The sequence below is a fragment of the Arthrobacter sp. MYb214 genome, from assembly GCF_002979865.1.
Lineage (GTDB): Bacteria > Actinomycetota > Actinomycetes > Actinomycetales > Micrococcaceae > Glutamicibacter.
This window is the reverse complement of sequence record NZ_PCPZ01000002.1, coordinates 427,649-443,769: the sequence shown is the minus strand read 5'-3', so window position 1 is coordinate 443,769 and position 16,121 is coordinate 427,649. Positions and strand designations below refer to the sequence as shown.

The 16,121-nt window shown below is 58.2% G+C and carries 14 protein-coding genes and 2 tRNA genes; 8 read left to right on the top strand and 8 right to left on the bottom strand.

Going from position 1 to position 16,121, the window contains the following annotated elements:
* The first annotated feature begins 38 nt into the window (after window positions 1–38).
* The gene (locus CQ012_RS07785) at window positions 39–572 is read left to right on the top strand and encodes a M23 family metallopeptidase (protein WP_105661809.1); all 534 of its coding nucleotides are present in this window, start codon (window positions 39–41) and stop codon (window positions 570–572) included.
* A gap of 362 nt (window positions 573–934) precedes the next feature.
* Here CQ012_RS07785 and CQ012_RS07780 read toward each other — a convergent pair whose 3' ends face one another.
* Window positions 935–1,270, bottom strand: coding sequence for a hypothetical protein (locus tag CQ012_RS07780; RefSeq protein ID WP_146112929.1), 336 nt, complete (start codon window positions 1,268–1,270; stop codon window positions 935–937).
* Between the two features lie 331 nt (window positions 1,271–1,601).
* Here CQ012_RS07780 and CQ012_RS07775 point away from each other — a divergent pair, with 331 nt between their 5' ends.
* The 5 genes from CQ012_RS07775 (at window position 1,602) to CQ012_RS07750 (ending at window position 6,653) form a co-directional block, all read left to right on the top strand.
* The gene (locus CQ012_RS07775; protein ID WP_105661807.1) at window positions 1,602–1,814 is read left to right on the top strand and encodes a helix-turn-helix domain-containing protein; all 213 of its coding nucleotides are present in this window, start codon (window positions 1,602–1,604) and stop codon (window positions 1,812–1,814) included.
* Between the two features lie 1,056 nt (window positions 1,815–2,870).
* Window positions 2,871–3,506: a hypothetical protein gene (locus CQ012_RS07765; RefSeq protein WP_105661805.1), complete on the top strand. Its 636-nt coding sequence runs from the start codon at window positions 2,871–2,873 to the stop codon at window positions 3,504–3,506.
* A 376-nt stretch (window positions 3,507–3,882) separates the two neighbouring features.
* The gene (locus CQ012_RS17415) at window positions 3,883–4,305 is read left to right on the top strand and encodes an HNH endonuclease (RefSeq protein WP_146112928.1); all 423 of its coding nucleotides are present in this window, start codon (window positions 3,883–3,885) and stop codon (window positions 4,303–4,305) included.
* A 299-nt stretch (window positions 4,306–4,604) separates the two neighbouring features.
* Window positions 4,605–5,273 (top strand): recombinase family protein, encoded by a 669-nt coding sequence (locus CQ012_RS07755; protein ID WP_286134592.1) that lies wholly within the window; start codon window positions 4,605–4,607, stop codon window positions 5,271–5,273.
* Between the two features lie 51 nt (window positions 5,274–5,324).
* Window positions 5,325–6,653, top strand: coding sequence for a tyrosine-type recombinase/integrase (locus CQ012_RS07750; protein ID WP_105661803.1), 1,329 nt, complete (start codon window positions 5,325–5,327; stop codon window positions 6,651–6,653).
* Between the two features lie 158 nt (window positions 6,654–6,811).
* Here the strand turns inward: CQ012_RS07750 and CQ012_RS07745 are convergent.
* The 7 genes from CQ012_RS07745 to CQ012_RS07715 form a co-directional block, all read right to left on the bottom strand.
* Window positions 6,812–6,885, bottom strand: a tRNA-Ile gene (locus CQ012_RS07745).
* A gap of 99 nt (window positions 6,886–6,984) precedes the next feature.
* Window positions 6,985–8,172, bottom strand: coding sequence for a glycosyltransferase (locus CQ012_RS07740; protein WP_105661802.1), 1,188 nt, complete (start codon window positions 8,170–8,172; stop codon window positions 6,985–6,987).
* A 51-nt stretch (window positions 8,173–8,223) separates the two neighbouring features.
* On the bottom strand, window positions 8,224–9,135 hold the full coding sequence (locus tag CQ012_RS07735; RefSeq protein ID WP_105657236.1) for a DMT family transporter: 912 nt from the start codon (window positions 9,133–9,135) through the stop codon (window positions 8,224–8,226).
* Between the two features lie 86 nt (window positions 9,136–9,221).
* Window positions 9,222–10,067 carry a phage holin family protein gene (locus tag CQ012_RS07730; protein WP_181149034.1) on the bottom strand — a complete coding sequence of 282 codons (846 nt, stop codon included), beginning with the start codon at window positions 10,065–10,067 and terminating at the stop codon, window positions 9,222–9,224.
* Window positions 10,068–10,340: 273 nt separating this feature from the next.
* Window positions 10,341–10,416 (bottom strand) — tRNA-Asn (locus CQ012_RS07725).
* A gap of 139 nt (window positions 10,417–10,555) precedes the next feature.
* Window positions 10,556–11,629, bottom strand: a complete 1,074-nt coding sequence (locus CQ012_RS07720) for a glycosyltransferase family 4 protein (RefSeq protein ID WP_105661800.1) — start codon at window positions 11,627–11,629, stop codon at window positions 10,556–10,558.
* A 42-nt stretch (window positions 11,630–11,671) separates the two neighbouring features.
* The gene (locus CQ012_RS07715) at window positions 11,672–12,925 is read right to left on the bottom strand and encodes an MFS transporter (RefSeq protein WP_105661799.1); all 1,254 of its coding nucleotides are present in this window, start codon (window positions 12,923–12,925) and stop codon (window positions 11,672–11,674) included.
* A gap of 353 nt (window positions 12,926–13,278) precedes the next feature.
* On the opposite strand from CQ012_RS07715, the gene CQ012_RS07710 reads away from it, so the two are divergent.
* Entirely contained in the window at window positions 13,279–14,772 is a 1,494-nt protein-coding gene (locus tag CQ012_RS07710) for a pyridoxal phosphate-dependent decarboxylase family protein (protein WP_105661913.1), read from the top strand.
* Window positions 14,769–16,115, top strand: coding sequence for a lysine N(6)-hydroxylase/L-ornithine N(5)-oxygenase family protein (locus CQ012_RS07705; protein WP_105661798.1), 1,347 nt, complete (start codon window positions 14,769–14,771; stop codon window positions 16,113–16,115). Before CQ012_RS07710 ends, CQ012_RS07705 begins: the two co-directional genes overlap by 4 nt.
* The last annotated feature ends 6 nt before the right edge of the window (window positions 16,116–16,121 follow it).

The window sequence follows — 16,121 nt, the reverse complement described above, 5'->3', positions numbered from 1 at the left end:
ACTGCTCAAGATCCGGCTATTGGGTCCATCCTGAGAGGATGAAATCCAAGTATCTAGTCGCCGGGCTGCAGGTTTTGCTGCTGGCCTTCAGTGGTCCTCCGGCCTCGCCCCTGACTGCGGCGCCACAACCAGTCCAAGCACAAGCTGCACTCGCCGCCGGCAACGGCTGGCGTTGGCCGCTAGCTGGCGAACCGGAAATTCTGGAGCCCTTCGATAAGCCGGAGGAGAATTGGCTTCCCGGTCATCGCGGCGTGGATTTGGCTGCCAGCTCCGGAGACTCGGTCTTCGCGCCCCAGCGCGGCCAAGTCGCCTTCGCTTCAGTGATCGTGGATCGACCCGTGCTGGTCATCGACCACGGTTCCGGATTCAAGACCAGCATCGAACCGGTAGCCGCCGGAGTCTCGGTGGGCGATTGGGTCGAGGCTGGCGCGAAGGTGGGACAGGTAGCAACCGGGGCGCACTGCTCGGGCCGATGCATTCACTGGGGCGTGCGGCTCGAAGGAGAATACATTGACCCGGTGTTGCTGATCCGCGACATGCGTCCATCAATACTCTTGCCGCTGCACGAATGACCGTGAAGGCTCCCAGGGGTGCACCAAGAAGGGCCACGGTTACTGTCGCGGGTCTTGCAGACCGGATCCTCTGCGTGTTCTTGCCCCTGGCGAGAGCTCCATGCCGCGCAGCCGCGTGGCCTGTTCCTTGGACTGCCATGAGAGTTGCAAGTTGGCACCGCGCAATGGGCCGGGAACTGGCTTCTTCCAGTTTCCAGACCCCGGAACGAAAAATCGCCCAGCAGCTTTTTTGCATAAGCTGCTGGACGATCTTGTTTGGTAGGGAGTATGGGACTTGAACCCATGACCAAGGGATTATGAGACCCACTTATAACGCCGTGTTTATGCGGAAATATCAGCCATGACTTACCGAGGACTTACCACTAGCTCGGCGGTGCCCAATCCAAAGCCGTGAAGTCATTGCCGGTTACCTCTGGCTGCACGTCTGGAGCTGCGGAGCCGAGACGGAGCGCTAAGTCTACTGCCTTGGCAAGGTCGGAGTATGGGGCGCACGGCTGGAGGTATCCAGCCAGCGCCGAGCCTGTACCCTCCAATGGGTCTACGTCGAAGTCTTCCATGCCAAGCGTGCCAAGCACCTCCACGAGGCGGGTATCGGACACCTTGGCGGAGTCTTGAAAGAAAACCAATTGCCCGGACTGACTGCGGCCTATGAGCAGGCCGTCAAGCTCCAGCACTGTTACGAGATATTCAGGTTCCATGCCGCCCAGTATGCGCCTGTTGGCGCTGAATTAATAGGGTCCGGACATTTTATTTCGCGCGCGATACCACATTGGCACTTGACAAACAAGTCCACGGGTGCTAATGTTATTTCTTGTGTTGTCATCCCTGCGTATCTGGGCAATCTGCCATGCAGGGTGGTAACGCCAAATGGATGTCGCTGCGCGTTGGGTGCTTTTCGCGCGCAGGAGGGTGCCATCCTTATTCCCGATAACTAGAGCTATGACCCCGGCCCTACTTATCGGGAAAACAATTAGAAAGAAAACGGCTATTACTTTATGCTGCCCGATTTCTAATTGAAAGGATGGATGAATGACAATTGCGAATACGGCCTATGAGGGCCGATCAATTGCCAACGATGCTGTTTGGATGACCCGGCCTGAATGCGCCGAGTATTTGAACATCTCGGTGCGCTGGCTGGCCAGCGCCGAGGGCCGCGCCTGTATCCCGTTCTACAAGTTCGGGCACCAATGCCGATACAACCGAACCGAGGTTGACAGGTGGGCTTCACAGCAGCGCGCATAGGGCACGCTAGGGCCGTTGCCAAGGGCTGTCGAACCGAGCCGAAATGGTACCGCTTACCTAATACCGATTGCTGGCACCTTCTCATAGTCAGCGCCTGAAAACTCCCCAGTATTGGCGGGAAATTTGAGAGCAGCCTATTCCCGAACCCGTTCTAAGAGGATTTTTTTATGACATCCCTATGACCCCATTTTTTGGAGGTTTATACGACTGGAATCAATGCCGGAGCCTGTACCCGCGCAGGGTGCAGCAGGGCCGCCCAAACCCGGCAGATGTGCGGCGCTCATTACCAATGGTGGCTACGCAATAAAGCCGATACACAGCGCTGCGATTATCCCGACTGTGCAAACCACTTAGCCGACCGCCAAGGGCGGCGCGGCTATCACGTCAAGTATCGGCGGCTCTGCCGAGAACATGAATACCTACACCTAACCGAGCACCGAGACCCCGAACAGTCCAAGCTTGTCGAACAGGAGAACCGCCGCCGCTTGGCGGCAGGGATTACGGTACAAGGCACGTGCTGGGTCTATGAGGGGTCAGCGGGTGCCAACCCTAGCGGCTATCCATGGATGTACACCTACCTATCCGCCGATGCTACTTGGCTGGCCCACCGTGTGGCATGGGGGTTACTCATGGGCGGCCATAAGCAACGCGAGCAACTAGACCACTTGACAGGGTGCGAGGTAGGCCCGGGTTGCGCTAGCCCGTGCCACCTCCAGCCGGTAAGCAAGACCCTGCACGGGCGCCGGCGAGCGCGGCGCAACATGTGGAGGCGTGGCGAGGTGGAGCTAACCGTCAAGGGCACTGGCCCTTGGTTCAACCGCGAGGCGATTGAATCGCCGAGTGTGCAGCAGTTCGCCCGTGAATACGGGCTACCGATACCAACCATGCCGGAGGAGCCTAGCGGCCACGCAGGGCCGCGCAGGAGGAACCGCCGCGCTTAGGCGCTGCGCTTCATTCTGAGCGCCTAGCGGCATGGATACGGGCAACCAACGCCCGAGAACACACTAGCGCCACAGGCGGCAACCTGTGGCCAGCACGCCCAAGGAGGGGCAACGAATGACTGACACCATGAATACCGATTCCCTAGCCGCGATTGTCGCGGCATGTGCCAACGATGAGGCCAACGCCGCACAGCGCGAGACCCAAGCACGCGAGGAACTGGCCAAGGCCGAGACCGCCGTCAGCGAACTCGAGACCAAGGCCAAGGCTGATCCAAGCGCACGAACGGAACTCATTCACGCGCGGCAGGAGCTTGAGGGGTACCGCGAACTGTACGGCGAGCGCGAGCGCGATCATGAAGCAACAGCGCAGGCTCTGAACGAGGCGGCGGCACATCTGCAACTTATCCAGCAGGCCACACACCCGGCACTAATGACTGGCCCTGAAATGGAACGCTTGAAAGCCGAGGTGCGTGAAGCGTTGAGGCCAATCCTGTTCGCTTTTGCCGACAAGCTGGAGCTTGACAGCAAGCAGCGGGAAGCGCTGGAGGTGGAGCTAAACGGCGGCCCCGTTTACGCGGGCAATTACCCGAGCGCCGAACGCCACGGCGTGCGGCTTACCCCTAACAGGGAGGTGATTGTCAATCATCCCGAGGGTGCAAGGGTCTACCCCTTGCGTTCCATAGCGGCAGCGATTGGGGATGTGACCAAAGACTTCGAGAGGGAATGGAAGTCAAGCCGTGACAATAGCTAGACCTCAGCCGAGCTTCAGCGGCAGGCTCAAGGCAGCGAGCAACAAGGGCGTAAAGCGCGGCCTCTGTGCTGCATGGCGCTGCGCCGTTGAAGCGGTCGGCCTACTGGAGGGCGTGCCGCTGTGCGCCTACCACTCGTTGCGAGTGGAGACCCTGGGCACCGTGGCCAATACGTGCCAGGCTACAGACTGCACCCGTGACGCTGAACGCGTGTTGTCGCCGGTCGGGTACATGCTCTGCAAGAGCCATGGCCACACACGTTGGGAGCAGGGAGTTACCGGGCCATGGAGTCCAGCACTTGAACCTGAACTGGAGCCGCTCAGCGAGGCGGCAATAGAGCGCAACCGGCAGCGGAGCCGCGACCCGCTGGAACGCTTCATGGAGAACGTAGAAGCCGATACGGTCACAGGTTGCTGGAACTGGACAGGCGGCGTGAAGACCAACGGCAAGGACTGGGCTGCTGAATATGGCTTTTTCTACATTGGGAACCGGGATGTGCGTGCGCACATTTGGGCGTGGGAAAACATAGCAGGGCTGGAACGCGACACAGCTCTAGTGATTGATCACATTTGCCGCAATACCCTATGCGTCAGGCCGGGGCATATGCAGCAAGTGAGCAACAGTCTGAATAGCGCCATGGTTGCGGCGCGGCGGCGAGAGCCGCCAGCAGGTTGGGAGATGAAGCCACCTAATCGAACCTTGACCGTTCAAGAGTATGCGACCGCTGTTGCCTATACGCTCCCAACGGTCAATCGAGAAGCGGATGTCATTTACCCAGAGGGCTGGAGCCGAACCGAGTAACGCGGCAGGGCCGGGGCTTAGTTGGCCCCGGCCTTGACGCTGCCCAAAACTTCTGGAGATATGCCGCCCAATTTTTCTGAACGCCTTTACTGCGCAAATTCGGAGCGGCGGCACCAGACCCCACCCCTTAGAGGTAGTTGCATGATGCAACCAAAGCTTTGTAATGTGCCAACTTTTGAGCCGCTATCACCGCCGGGAAATGCTTCTGCGCGTAAAGGGGGTACCTCCCCACCCACTACATTCCAGCGAAAACGACTGAGGTATGTACAAAAAGGGAACCCTTTATGTACACTTAGACTATGAAACAGATCACAGAGGAACCGCTCAAGGTCATCGGATACGTGCGCGTATCCACCGACAAGCAGGAGATAGGCCCAGAGGTGCAAGTAGAGCGCTTGCAGGCCGAGGCGACACTCAAGGGCTGGACACTGGACATACGGCGAGAGAACGCCGCCAGCGCCAAGAGCTTGGCGAACAGGCCCGTACTAGCCGAGGCATTGGCCGACCTCAAGGCAGGACGAGCCGACGCGCTCGCCGTCGCCAAGCTAGACAGGCTATCCCGTAACGTTGCCGACTTCGCCGCCATGCTGGAGACTGCAAGCCGCCAGCGGTGGGCCTTGGTATCCCTTGACCTAGGAATAGATACCAGTTCCACGACTGGAGCGTTTACTGCGCAGATCACGGCGGCAGTCGCGGAGATGGAGCGCAAGCGTATTGGCGAGCGCACCCGCGAGGGCATGGCAAAAATCAAGGCCACCGAGGGCAAGCACATGGGCCGTTCATCCGAACTGCCAACCGAGACTCGCGAGCTTATCCATGCACTCAAGGCCGAGGGCAAGAGCCTACGCGGCATCGCCCAGGCACTTACTGAACGCGAGGTGCCAACCGCCAACGGCGGCAAGTGGTACGCCTCCACAGTCAAGGCAGTTCTAGAGTCCGCAACGTCCAAGACGCTGCACGGGAATTAATGCACGCCTAGCGGCGTTCAGCCAGTACAGACCTAACAGGAGGGCCGGGCCATGGCAGCAGTAGTCAAGAATCCGAACGGCAATGGATACATTGCCGACTACTACACGCCCGAGGGCAAGCGAAAGCGCCGAGTGTTCAAGCTCAAGCGCGAGGCCGAGGCCCACCTAACCGAGGTAGCAGCAGCCACCCGAGACGGCAGCTATGTAGACCCGAACAACGCCAAGGGAATTACCGTAGCGGCGTTGCACAGCCGCTGGCTCAAGGTCATTGCCGCCAATGGCGCGACAGGGCGACGAGGCTGCACGCTATCCACCAAGGAGACTTACGAAAAGATCTACCGCAACCAGATCAAGCCCCATTGGGAGTATCGCCCCATTGCGAGTATCAAGCACGGCGATGTTACCGACTGGCTGGAGGCCATGAGCATGGCCAACGGTAGCCCTGCGAGCGCGAGCGCCAAGTCCAAGGCGCTGAAACAGTTCTCACGGATGTTTGACTATGCCGTTACCGAGGGGCTGTTAGGGAAGAACCCAGCACGCAACCGCGCCGGGCGCGTCATGGCCACGCCGACACCTAAGCCGACACGCTCACAAGTGCGGCTCACCATGGCCCAGCTAATCCGTGTGGCTGATGCCAGCAGAGACTATCGCTTGCTTGTGCTTCTGACAGGATTGACCGGGCTGCGCTGGAGCGAGGTTACAACGCTGCGCCGAAAGCACTTGGACTACGGCGAGATACCGACTGCGCTAGTGGAGGCGAGCGTAGCCAAGAACCATGAGGAGCGCACCGTACCGATACCGGCAACGATAGCCACGGAGCTGGAAGCGCTCACACTGGAGGCCGGACCAGAGGATCTAGTATTCCGCTCGCCGCGCGGTGGGCAACTGAACAGTTCCAACTTTCACGAGCGGCACTATGACCCGGCAGCCAAGGCAGCAGCCAGCGCCGTGGGCGCTGTGCAGCGCCGCCTAGGTGTCAAGGGTGAGACTAAGCGCGAGACAAGCAACGGCAATGCGGTGCAGCTCGGCCGGTACGGCGAGCGCACACAAGCCGCTGTAAGAGCTTTTCAGGAGACCGAGGGGCTGGAGGCTACCGGGGCCGTTACGCGGCCTGTGTGGGCCGCTCTGGGGCTGGAAGAATACGGAGCTATGACGCTAGCCCTTGGTGATAGTGACTTCATCCCTCCCACGTTCCACAACCTGCGGCATACAGCCGTATCGCTGGCAATTAGGGCGGGGGCGAATATCAAGGTCGTGCAGCGCATTGCTGGGCACAAGTCGGCAACCATGACGCTGGATGTTTACGGCGATCTATTCGCCGATGATCTAGCGGATAGCGCCAAGCGACTGGACGCGGAATTGTCCACTCTCTTGGGATAAGGATGCTCCAGACTTACCAAAAAATTACCATCACGAACAAAACTTATCCGAACTGAATGACCCGCATAAGAGTGCCATACTGTCCAGTATTATTTTTCGGGCATAGAAAAGGCCCCTATATCACCTAGTCAGCCTAGGTTTTATAGGGGCCTATTTTGTAGGGAGTATGGGACTTGAACCCATGACCAAGGGATTATGAGTCCCCTGCTCTAACCAACTGAGCTAACTCCCCACATGGGCCCATCGCCGAAGCGGTGTAACCACACTCGAAATATTCTAGGGCATCACTAGCCGAAACACCGATTTGACGCACCCGATGACGATGAACCTATTAATGGCTGGAAACTTCGTGGCCGCGGTAAAGGGCTTCGAAGGAGTTCATCGTCTTTTCCTGCGCGTGGTTCTTCACCTTTTCATGCCCGGCTTCACCCATCTTGGCACGGCGCTGCTCATCCAAGGCCAGAACCTGGTCTAGCTTGTTGGCCAGATCCTGCCGGTCTCCCGGCGTGAACATGTAACCATTGATGCCTTCGTCTACCAGGTGCGGCAGGGCCATCGCGTTGGCCAGAACGACGGGTTTGGAAGCCGAGAGTGCTTCCAGGGTTACCAATGACTGCAGTTCGGCGGTGCCTGGTTGGCAGAACACATCGCAACGCAGGTAGGCCTGGCGCAGTTGTTCATCACTTACATGCCCAAGGAAACGGACACGGTCTCGCAGCTGCAATTCGTCGGCGATCTTCTCCAAGTGAGCGCGCTGCTCTCCCCCGCCAACAATTTCAATGATGGCATCCGGCACCTTGCTCATTAAAGGCAATGCCTCGATGAGTTCATTGATGTTCTTCTCAACGGCAAGACGGCCTGCGAACAAGATCGTGGGGAACTCGTTTTTAATGATTTCTTCCCCTGCCGCCAGCTCGTAGTTGCCGATCTCGATCCCGTTAGACAGCGGAAGCACCCGGTTCAGTTTGGCACGCTCACGCATTGCCTTGGCCGCCAGTGGAGTCGGGGTCGTGACGGCGTCTGCCCGCCCAAAGATCTTCCCCATGTCTCTCCACGAATTCTGCGCGACAATTCGCTTGAACCACTGCGGGAAAGGCAGGAAGGGGTCAAGGTTTTCCGGCATGAAGTGGTTCGTGGCGATGGAACGAACCTTGTTCTTGCGAGCCCATCCGATCGTGCGCTGGCCAATCATATAGTGGCTCTGGGCGTGGACTACATCGGGCTTGATATCCGAGAGCAGCTTGCTGATCTGCCGATTGACTTCCCACGGGAACACGATGCGGAAGTACTCGTGGGTAGGTACCGAATGCGATTCCAGACGATGCACAATTGCTTCATCACGGATCTCGGTGTAGGTCTTGCCCTTATCTCCACGGGCCGCCAGCACATGCACCCGGTGGCCGCGTGCATGCATCGCAGTAGCCAACCGGTAGCAAAACATCGCTGCACCGTTGACGTCTGGCGGATAAGTGTCAGCAGCAATGACGATGGTCAGCGGTTTTTCCTTGGCCACGAGCATCCTTCGGCGTTCACACGCGTTGTAGTTTCTATTAAAATCTGCAGCTTCAGTCTATTTGGAATCAGGCATGGATTTTTCTGCTTCAGACTGGTTCCGGCGTTCAATAACATCCGGGTGATGTCTGGACAGTGCGGTCACACCGACGATAGCCAAACCAGCAGCCACCAGCATCAGCACGGTGACCAGTACCGGAACATCAGGACGCAGCTCCCCGAGGATGCCGATTCCAATGGCAATGCCAATTATTGGGTCAATCACCGTCAACCCTGCGATGACAAGGTCAGGAGGTCCCTTTGAGTAGGCCTTTTGCACAAAATACGAGCCGAGAAGGCCAGCTACAACTACCGCTAGGCCAGCCAGCCAAGGCAGCTGGACAAAGCTGCCGTCGCCGATATTCATCACGGCGATTGCAATGGTTCGAACCAGTACGGCGACGAATCCGAATAGAACGCCAGCACCGAGGATGAAGAAGAACGCACCGAGCTTCTTGTGGAAGAAGATGGTGGCCAATCCCACGATGGCAACGACTACCGCCAAGATCATTTCAATCAAGTGCGCTTCGTAGTCGTTTACCTCCTGGTTGCTGCTAGTGGCAGTGACGGCCAGAAGCACGAAGCCAACCGAACCCACCATGCAGCTGATGATCGCCAATACGGTGGGACGATTCATCGTCAGGTCGGTTTCCTTGGCATTGACCATCGCAGTGATCACCAATGCAATGGCACCAATTGGCTGAACCACCGTCAAGGGCGCGCTGGCTAGCGCGAAAACATTCAAGGCCATGCCAAGAGCCATCAGCCCCAGTCCGCTCATCCAGCGTTTATTGCGGGCCAGCTTCCCGACATTCTTAATTGTCAGGTCCAGACCGCCAACAGCACTGCGGACTGCCTGCGATTGGAAGTGCGCTCCAAAGGCAAGACAAAAGGCACTGCATAGTGCCGCTGCAATAGCGATCCAAACCATGTCAGTGCCTTTCTAGCCTAAGTTTTCATACGACGGGGCACGCGCACGCTTGGTACGGCTAATGCCTGGCCCCGTCGGCGAAAGACCTAGGAGCGCTTGAACAATGCGCGGACAACAGCCATCAGCGCCAGCCCGGAACCTGCCATCACGATATACGGTCGTGCCTGCTCTAAGCGGTTTGAGCCGGCTCTGTCAGCCTCCGATTGGTCTTCGGAAGACGAAGACGAGGAAGGGCGAACGAATCCCTTCGCCTTGGCAGCTGCTCCGGAGAACTTTTCCCCAGCTCCCTGGGTGAAGGAACGAATCTTGTCGATCTTGGCCAGTGGCGCTTGCACGCTCTCGCCCAGGTTGTCACGCAGAGCCTGGATCTGGCGGCGGCGACGCTTGGTGCGAAGGATCAGCTCATCGGCACTCGGTGCCGGAGGCTTCGGTTCCTTCTTCTTTTCAGCCTTCTCGTCATCCTCAGCCGACTTCTTCTTCAGCGGCTCATCAAGAGTGCTGACATCGAAGGCGCTGCCGTCCTTGAGCACGCCCAAGTCGTGGCGGAGTCCGCGAATAGCTGCTTCCGGCTTCAGCGGCAGTGCCTTCTTGACCTTGGCATATCCAACCAATCCCAAGATGGCAGCAACCAGCAAGAAGAATCCTGCAACGATCAATGCGGCTGCCCAACCGGGCAACCAGAGAGCCAATACATTGACCAGGGTAACTACAACAGCAATGACGAAGAGCAGCACTACGAGCAGTGCAGCTCCGGCGAGCGCCGCCGCCATGCCAATGCTGATTCCCTTGCCTTTGAGTACCGTAGTCGCGAGTTTGATCTCGTCCGAGAGCTGTTGTGGAACAAGCTCCTTGAGACCATCAACCTGCGTCTTAGCACTCTTGACACTCGACTTAAGGCTTTCGTCAGCTTGCGTCGATTCAGCTTCAGACATGGTTTCTCCATATTCTCGATCGCTCAGCAACCGGTACATCAAACGCTAACACCCCGGTTGCCGCATACGACTCAGTCTTCAGGCGTAAAACCCACTGCATTTATCTCATGCTGTGGGTGTAACTGTTAACGATTCGAAAGTCTATCGTCTAATCACCTGTGGTTATAGGAGGTTCGGGTGTTGCTGGGTTTTCACTTCGAATTTGCGCATGGCAACGACCGCTTTTGGGTAAAACAAAACCTCCCAGCTACTTGCGGAGCTGGGAGGTTTCTTTGGCTCCTCCAACTGGACTTGAACCAGTAACCCTTCGATTAACAGTCGAATGCTCTGCCAATTGAGCTATGGAGGAATGCAACGAGTAATACTTTAGCACTGGCCAAGTGCCGTTTTCAAATCGGAAGTTCCCGTTGCGGAGCATGCGTTCCCTGCCCCGAAATTCCGCCATTTTCCGGGCGAGACCGGATGCTTATCCACCAAGCAGCAGCAAACTACTTTCTGTGATCTGCCGCATATCTGGCCAAATCCAGCAGCTGCTGCGCTGATTGTTCCCATGAGTAGTGCCCGGCTCGTTCCACGGCGCGTTGCGAATACTGTCTCCAGGTAGCCTGCTCATCCAAAGTGCGTACTTGGTCCGCGAAGCCTTGTGCATCATCTGCCGAAGCATACAGCGCGGCGTCATCCGCGACTTCCCTGAAAATCGGCATATCGGTGGCAATCACCGGAGTTCCCATGCTCATCGCTTCGACCAGGGGAAGCCCGTAGCCTTCTTCTCGCGAAAGGGTTACCAAGGCAGTGCATTCGCTGAGCAGCTGCTCGTATTCCTCGTCGCTGACACCGCGGTGGAATACCACTGTGGCTTGCGAGGGGATGAGCTTGGATAATTCAGCATGACGTTGCTCGTTGATCCCGCTTAGCAGGTGCAGCTCATAGTCCGGCAGGTGCGCCATGCCGCGGATGAGTGTCTCGACGTTCTTGTATTCCATGAAGGAACCCATATAGACCAAGGTCTTCTTGGGGCGCTTCGCTTGGTCTCGACGAGCAAAATTTCCGGTGGGGGCGTTGGACACCAGTCCAATATGCTTCTTGGTCAGTCGATGCCTGCGCATGAGATCGGCTGTGGTGTTGGAAACGGTAGCCACCGCGTCGGCACGATTCAGGAGCATCCGCTGCGGCCAGTAGACCTGATGGAACAAGAACCATCCAGCGCGAATCGGAGCAGGCAGGAACTTCGGTGCATGCGGATGCGAGTAGTAGATCAAATCATGCAGGGTCAAGACCAAGGGATATTTCCGCCCCAACGATCCGATGGTCTGCATGGGCGAGAACACGACATCCGGCTTGAGCTTGTTGATCTGCAGGGCGACGAATGGCTCGAGCACGCTCGTGGGGCCGGAAATCTTCAGATACGGAACATCGGGGAGCATTGCCAGCTGCCTGGTGTCGTTGACCAGCATCGTGACCTCGGCAAGCTTGCTGGCGGCCTCGATCAACCCGGCGGTATACCGGCTAATGCCATCATGGTGGGTGATGCGGGTGTATCGAGCGTCGATAACGAGTTTCACGTGCGCGGTTGCCTTTACTTCGTGGTGCGTATGCTTTCCAGCCTAACGGCTTGCGGGGCCGCGCATCACTAGGTAGCTAATAACTGAGAGGGTTGCGGCAACGACCCAGGCAAGCAGTCCAGCGGTAATCCCCCACGCGCTGGCCAATGCGCCGCCCGCCAATCCGCCAACGGGTACGACTCCAAAGGTGAATAACCGGCGTGCGCTTAGGACCCGGCCCAGCAGCTGCTCCGGAACGATCTGCACAATCCAGGACGAGGCAGCAATGTTGAAGAGCAGCACGACGATTCCCCATCCCAGCGCGAAAATTCCCAGCAGCGCCATGGACCACATTTCGGTTGCATAAGCCGCGGCCAATACGCAGCCCGCCAAAACTGCCTGCATCGAACCGGTGTAGATCAGCAAGGTTGCCGGAGCGAATTTTCCAGCCAGCGTTCCTGCGATAGCAGCTCCAATTAGCCCGCCAACGCCACCCACCGAGGCGAAAAGGCCGTACCCGAATTCGCCAAAGCCGAGCTCGTTGATAATGAAGATCGCTTCCACCGATGACCCGATGGCCAGCCCCAAGTTGGAGAACATCACTGCAACGGTAATTGCCAAGAGCAGGCGGTGCCGGGCCAGATACCTGAGGCCAGCCAGGATGCCGCCCTTTTCGGTCGACGGCCCGGGGCGGCGGCCAGGGCCTGGCGACAGGCGAGAGGAACGCACCTGCAGCGCCATCAGCATTGCCAGCAGGCCCAGAGCCGTCGAGATGCTCAGCAGCGCTGGCGCTCCCCACAGCGCGAAGCCGGTTCCCGCCAAGGCCGGGACAATCACGGTCATTGACTGGTCCGCAGCTCCCAGCGAGGCGATCAGCTTGCTAATGCTCGCCGCTCGGACTTCAGGCTCATCTCCGATGAGCTGCGGAACGGCAGTGGTTTGGGACGTTTCGGAAAATACATTGCAGAAGCCGAGCAATGCGCACAACAGCATCCCCAGCGGGATCGTCAGCTCCTCGGCGAAGGACAGCGCCGCTAGGCACCCCAGCAGGAAAAGCTTGGACCCGAGACCGATGCGCAGGACCCGCAACGCGGAATACTTGTCGACCAAATGGCCCGCGGGGATGCTCGCGAGCACAAAGGAAAGGGAACCAAGCGCATTGAGCACTCCCATCTGCGTGGCAGTTGCGCCAAGGGTACCCACGAACAGCAGATCAATCGTGATATCAGAAAGTGAGCGTCCTGCCGCGTCCGTTGCGTTCGACCCGAGGAGCAGACGCTGGGATCGCTGGACTTTTCCTGGGCTTGCTGTGGCCACTTGCCCTCCCTTGCTCTAACTGTTTGATCATACAGTTCTAGCTTGAAAGTGCAATCAAACGATTAGTGATAATTCCGGGACATTGGAAGTCGAGAAGTTCTCTCCACTTCAACCTCGCAGAGGTCCAACTTCAGCCTCGCTCAGATGCAGGTCAGCGGGTAACTTATCACAGCCGGGCGCCACCCGCAGGAAAATGTAGAAACTTTTCTCCTGGCGGAGAGAGTGAATTACTCGGCTTGCATTAACTAATTGAAGTGTGTTGTTAATAGATTCTTGTTAGGTGAGCCTGACCAACTATTGATTGTCTCTATCTGAGGAGCATGCTTTTGGGTGCCTCACTGCCTACCCTGCAAATGCCTGATCTACCACTGCCGATCTACGATGATTCGTTGCTCTGCGCAGACACCGCCCGTGTCTACGAAAACGAGTCGCGTGAAGCCATTTCACGCGTGGCCCACCGATTGGCATCGGTGAACGCGCCGACGACCGGACCGACTCCGCAGCAGTTGCAGGAACGCATCGACCTGGTCGACCTGCATAGTCCGTTGGGTTCAACCCAGGACTCGTTCACCGAGCTGAATGAGTTGTATTTCAACGACGCGGTCTACTTCCACGACCCGAAGTACGCGGCGCACTTGAACTGCCCCGTCGTGATCCCTGCGGTGGTCGCCGAGAACTTCGTCACTAGCATCAACACCTCGATGGACACTTTTGACCAGAGCGCTGGAGCAACACTGATCGAGCGCAAACTCATCGATTTCACCGCCGATCTGATCGGCTTCGGGACCGGGCAGGCCGACGGAATCTTTACCTCTGGCGGAACTCAATCCAACCTTCAGGCCATGCTGATCGCACGAAACACCGCAACCGCAAAGCTGCGGGGCACCTTGCCTGAACGGCTGGCTAATCTGCGGATCTATTGCTCGGAAGATGCGCACTTCTCGATTCGCAACGCCGCGATGCTCCTTGGCCTGGGCTACGACGCGGCCGTGGCGATCCCTACAGACGCCCAGCACCGCATGGATGCGCATGCATTGCGAGTGCGCCTGGACGCAGACCTCGCCGCCGGTTTGGTGCCCATGGCCATCTCCGCCACCAGCGGGAATACCGACTTCGGGGCCATCGATCCGTTGCCCCAGCTAAGTGCTATCGCCACAGAAGTAGGCGCGTGGTTCCATGTGGATGCCGCATACGGTTGCGGCCTGCTCGTCTCCAACTCCCACCGCCACCGGTTGGACGGCATTGAATTGGCCGACTCGGTCACCGTGGATTACCACAAGTCCTTCTTCCAGCCCATCGGCTCCAGCGCCTTGGTGGTCCGCTCGGCAGCCTCCTTGGAATCCATCGCCCACTATGCCGAGTACCTGAACCCGCGTGCGGAGGCCGAGTCCACCCCCAACCAGGTCTCGAAGTCCCTGCAGACCACACGGCGCTTCGATGCGCTGAAGCTGTGGGTCACGTTGCGCTCTTTGGGGGCCAGCCGTTTGGGTGCCATGTTCGACCAGGTCATCGCCTTGGCAGAGGACGCTCAACAGGAAGTTGCCATGCGGGCCCAGCTTCGGATGGCAGCCGACGTGCAGCTGAGCACGCTGGTCTTCTCCTTTGAAGATCCACAGCACCCCCTGGAACTGGACGAGCACAATGCCCTGGCCAACCAGATCCGCCAACGCCTCTATGCCAGCGGCGAAGCGATGATCGCCGCCACCACGGTCAAAGGCAAACGCCTGCTGAAACTGACGCTGCTCAATCCGAATACGACCCTGGCCGATATCAGCGAGATCCTCGACGCTATCTGCCGGATTGGTTCCGGACTGCTGGCCGAACGCACCCTTGGAGAGAAGAAATGATTGAACCTACCGAGCACTTTGACGTCATCGCTATTGGCGCTGGCCCTTTCAATCTGGGTTTTGCCGCCTTGGCCGATGGATTGGATGATCTGCACGTTGCAGTTCTGGAAGCCGGAGAGAAGTTCGTCTGGCACCCTGGCATGATGCTTCCCGGAACCCATCTCCAGGTTCCCTTCATGGCAGATCTGGTGACCATGGCGGACCCGACCAGCAAGCATTCGTTCTTGAACTATCTCAAGGAAAAACAGCGGCTTTACCCGTTCTATATCCGCGAAGACTTCTACGCCTTGCGCGAGGAGTATTCCAACTACCTGGCGTGGGCCGCAGAAAATATTCAAAGCGTACGATTCGGGCACCGGGTGCTCGAAGCCGAATACCACGACGGGGTCTACCTGTTGTCGGTGCTCACTGCCGCAGGACTGACCCGATTCACCGCAGACAAGTTGGTGCTGGGCACCGGATCCCAGCCTTATCTGCCGCCGGTTCTCACCACGGAAGCACAAGCCACCGGCAACGTGGTGCACTCAAGCGACTACGCCTTCCACCGCGAGAAACTCCTATCCTCCCGGACCGCAGGTTCCGGCCCGAAAGTAACTGCTGTGCTCGGCAGCGGCCAGAGCGCCGCAGAAATCTTCTTGGATCTGCTGCGCAGCTTGCCAGAAGAGGATCATCTAGTGTGGGCAACGCGTTCAGAACGCTACTTCCCGCTGGAATACACCAAGCTCACTTTGGAGATGACATCTCCGGAATACATCGACCACTTCCATGCCCTGCCCATGGATCAGCGGGATGTCCTGTCAGCAGAGCAAAAGGGGCTCTACAAGGGGATCAACGCGGACTTGATCAACGAAATCCACGAGGAGCTCTACCAGCGAAGCGTCAATGGCGCAGCGAATGTGCACCTGCGTACCGGCTGCGCGGCCACGAGCATCGGCGCTGACACGGATCACCTGGCCATCAGCTTGCGCCATGAACGCACCGGTGAAGACCTGGAATTCCTCGCCGACCACCTTGTCATGGCAACCGGCTACCGCGCAGGCACTCCGGACTTCTTGCAAGGCATCAGCCAACGCATCGATTACCTTCCCGATGGCCGCTTCAATGTAGATCGCGAATATTCCATCGGGTTGGACCAGGACATCTTCGTGCAGAACGCTGAACTGCACACCCACGGCTTCACCGCTCCGGATCTGGGCATGGGAGCCTACCGCAATTCAGTAATTATCAACCGCTTGGCTGGACGCGAGGTCTACCCGGTCGAGCGACGGATCGCTTTCCAGCGATTCGGCGCCGCCGAACTCAGCGGCTTGCCCACTTCCGCCACTGCCAGCGCACGAGCCTAAGGAACT

Bases quoted from the DNA above. Each gene is read 5' to 3' on its own strand.
- CQ012_RS07785 (WP_105661809.1), top strand. From the start codon at position 39: ATGAAATCCAAGTATCTAGTCGCCGGGCTGCAGGTTTTGCTGCTGGCC.
- CQ012_RS07780 (WP_146112929.1), bottom strand. From the start codon at position 1,270: ATGGAACCTGAATATCTCGTAACAGTGCTGGAGCTTGACGGCCTGCTC.
- CQ012_RS07775 (WP_105661807.1), top strand. From the start codon at position 1,602: ATGACAATTGCGAATACGGCCTATGAGGGCCGATCAATTGCCAACGAT.
- CQ012_RS07765 (WP_105661805.1), top strand. From the start codon at position 2,871: ATGACTGACACCATGAATACCGATTCCCTAGCCGCGATTGTCGCGGCA.
- CQ012_RS17415 (WP_146112928.1), top strand. From the start codon at position 3,883: ATGGAGAACGTAGAAGCCGATACGGTCACAGGTTGCTGGAACTGGACA.
- CQ012_RS07755 (WP_286134592.1), top strand. From the start codon at position 4,605: ATGAAACAGATCACAGAGGAACCGCTCAAGGTCATCGGATACGTGCGC.
- CQ012_RS07750 (WP_105661803.1), top strand. From the start codon at position 5,325: ATGGCAGCAGTAGTCAAGAATCCGAACGGCAATGGATACATTGCCGAC.
- CQ012_RS07740 (WP_105661802.1), bottom strand. From the start codon at position 8,172: ATGCTCGTGGCCAAGGAAAAACCGCTGACCATCGTCATTGCTGCTGAC.
- CQ012_RS07735 (WP_105657236.1), bottom strand. From the start codon at position 9,135: ATGGTTTGGATCGCTATTGCAGCGGCACTATGCAGTGCCTTTTGTCTT.
- CQ012_RS07730 (WP_181149034.1), bottom strand. From the start codon at position 10,067: ATGTCTGAAGCTGAATCGACGCAAGCTGACGAAAGCCTTAAGTCGAGT.
- CQ012_RS07710 (WP_105661913.1), top strand. From the start codon at position 13,279: ATGCCTGATCTACCACTGCCGATCTACGATGATTCGTTGCTCTGCGCA.
- CQ012_RS07705 (WP_105661798.1), top strand. From the start codon at position 14,769: ATGATTGAACCTACCGAGCACTTTGACGTCATCGCTATTGGCGCTGGC.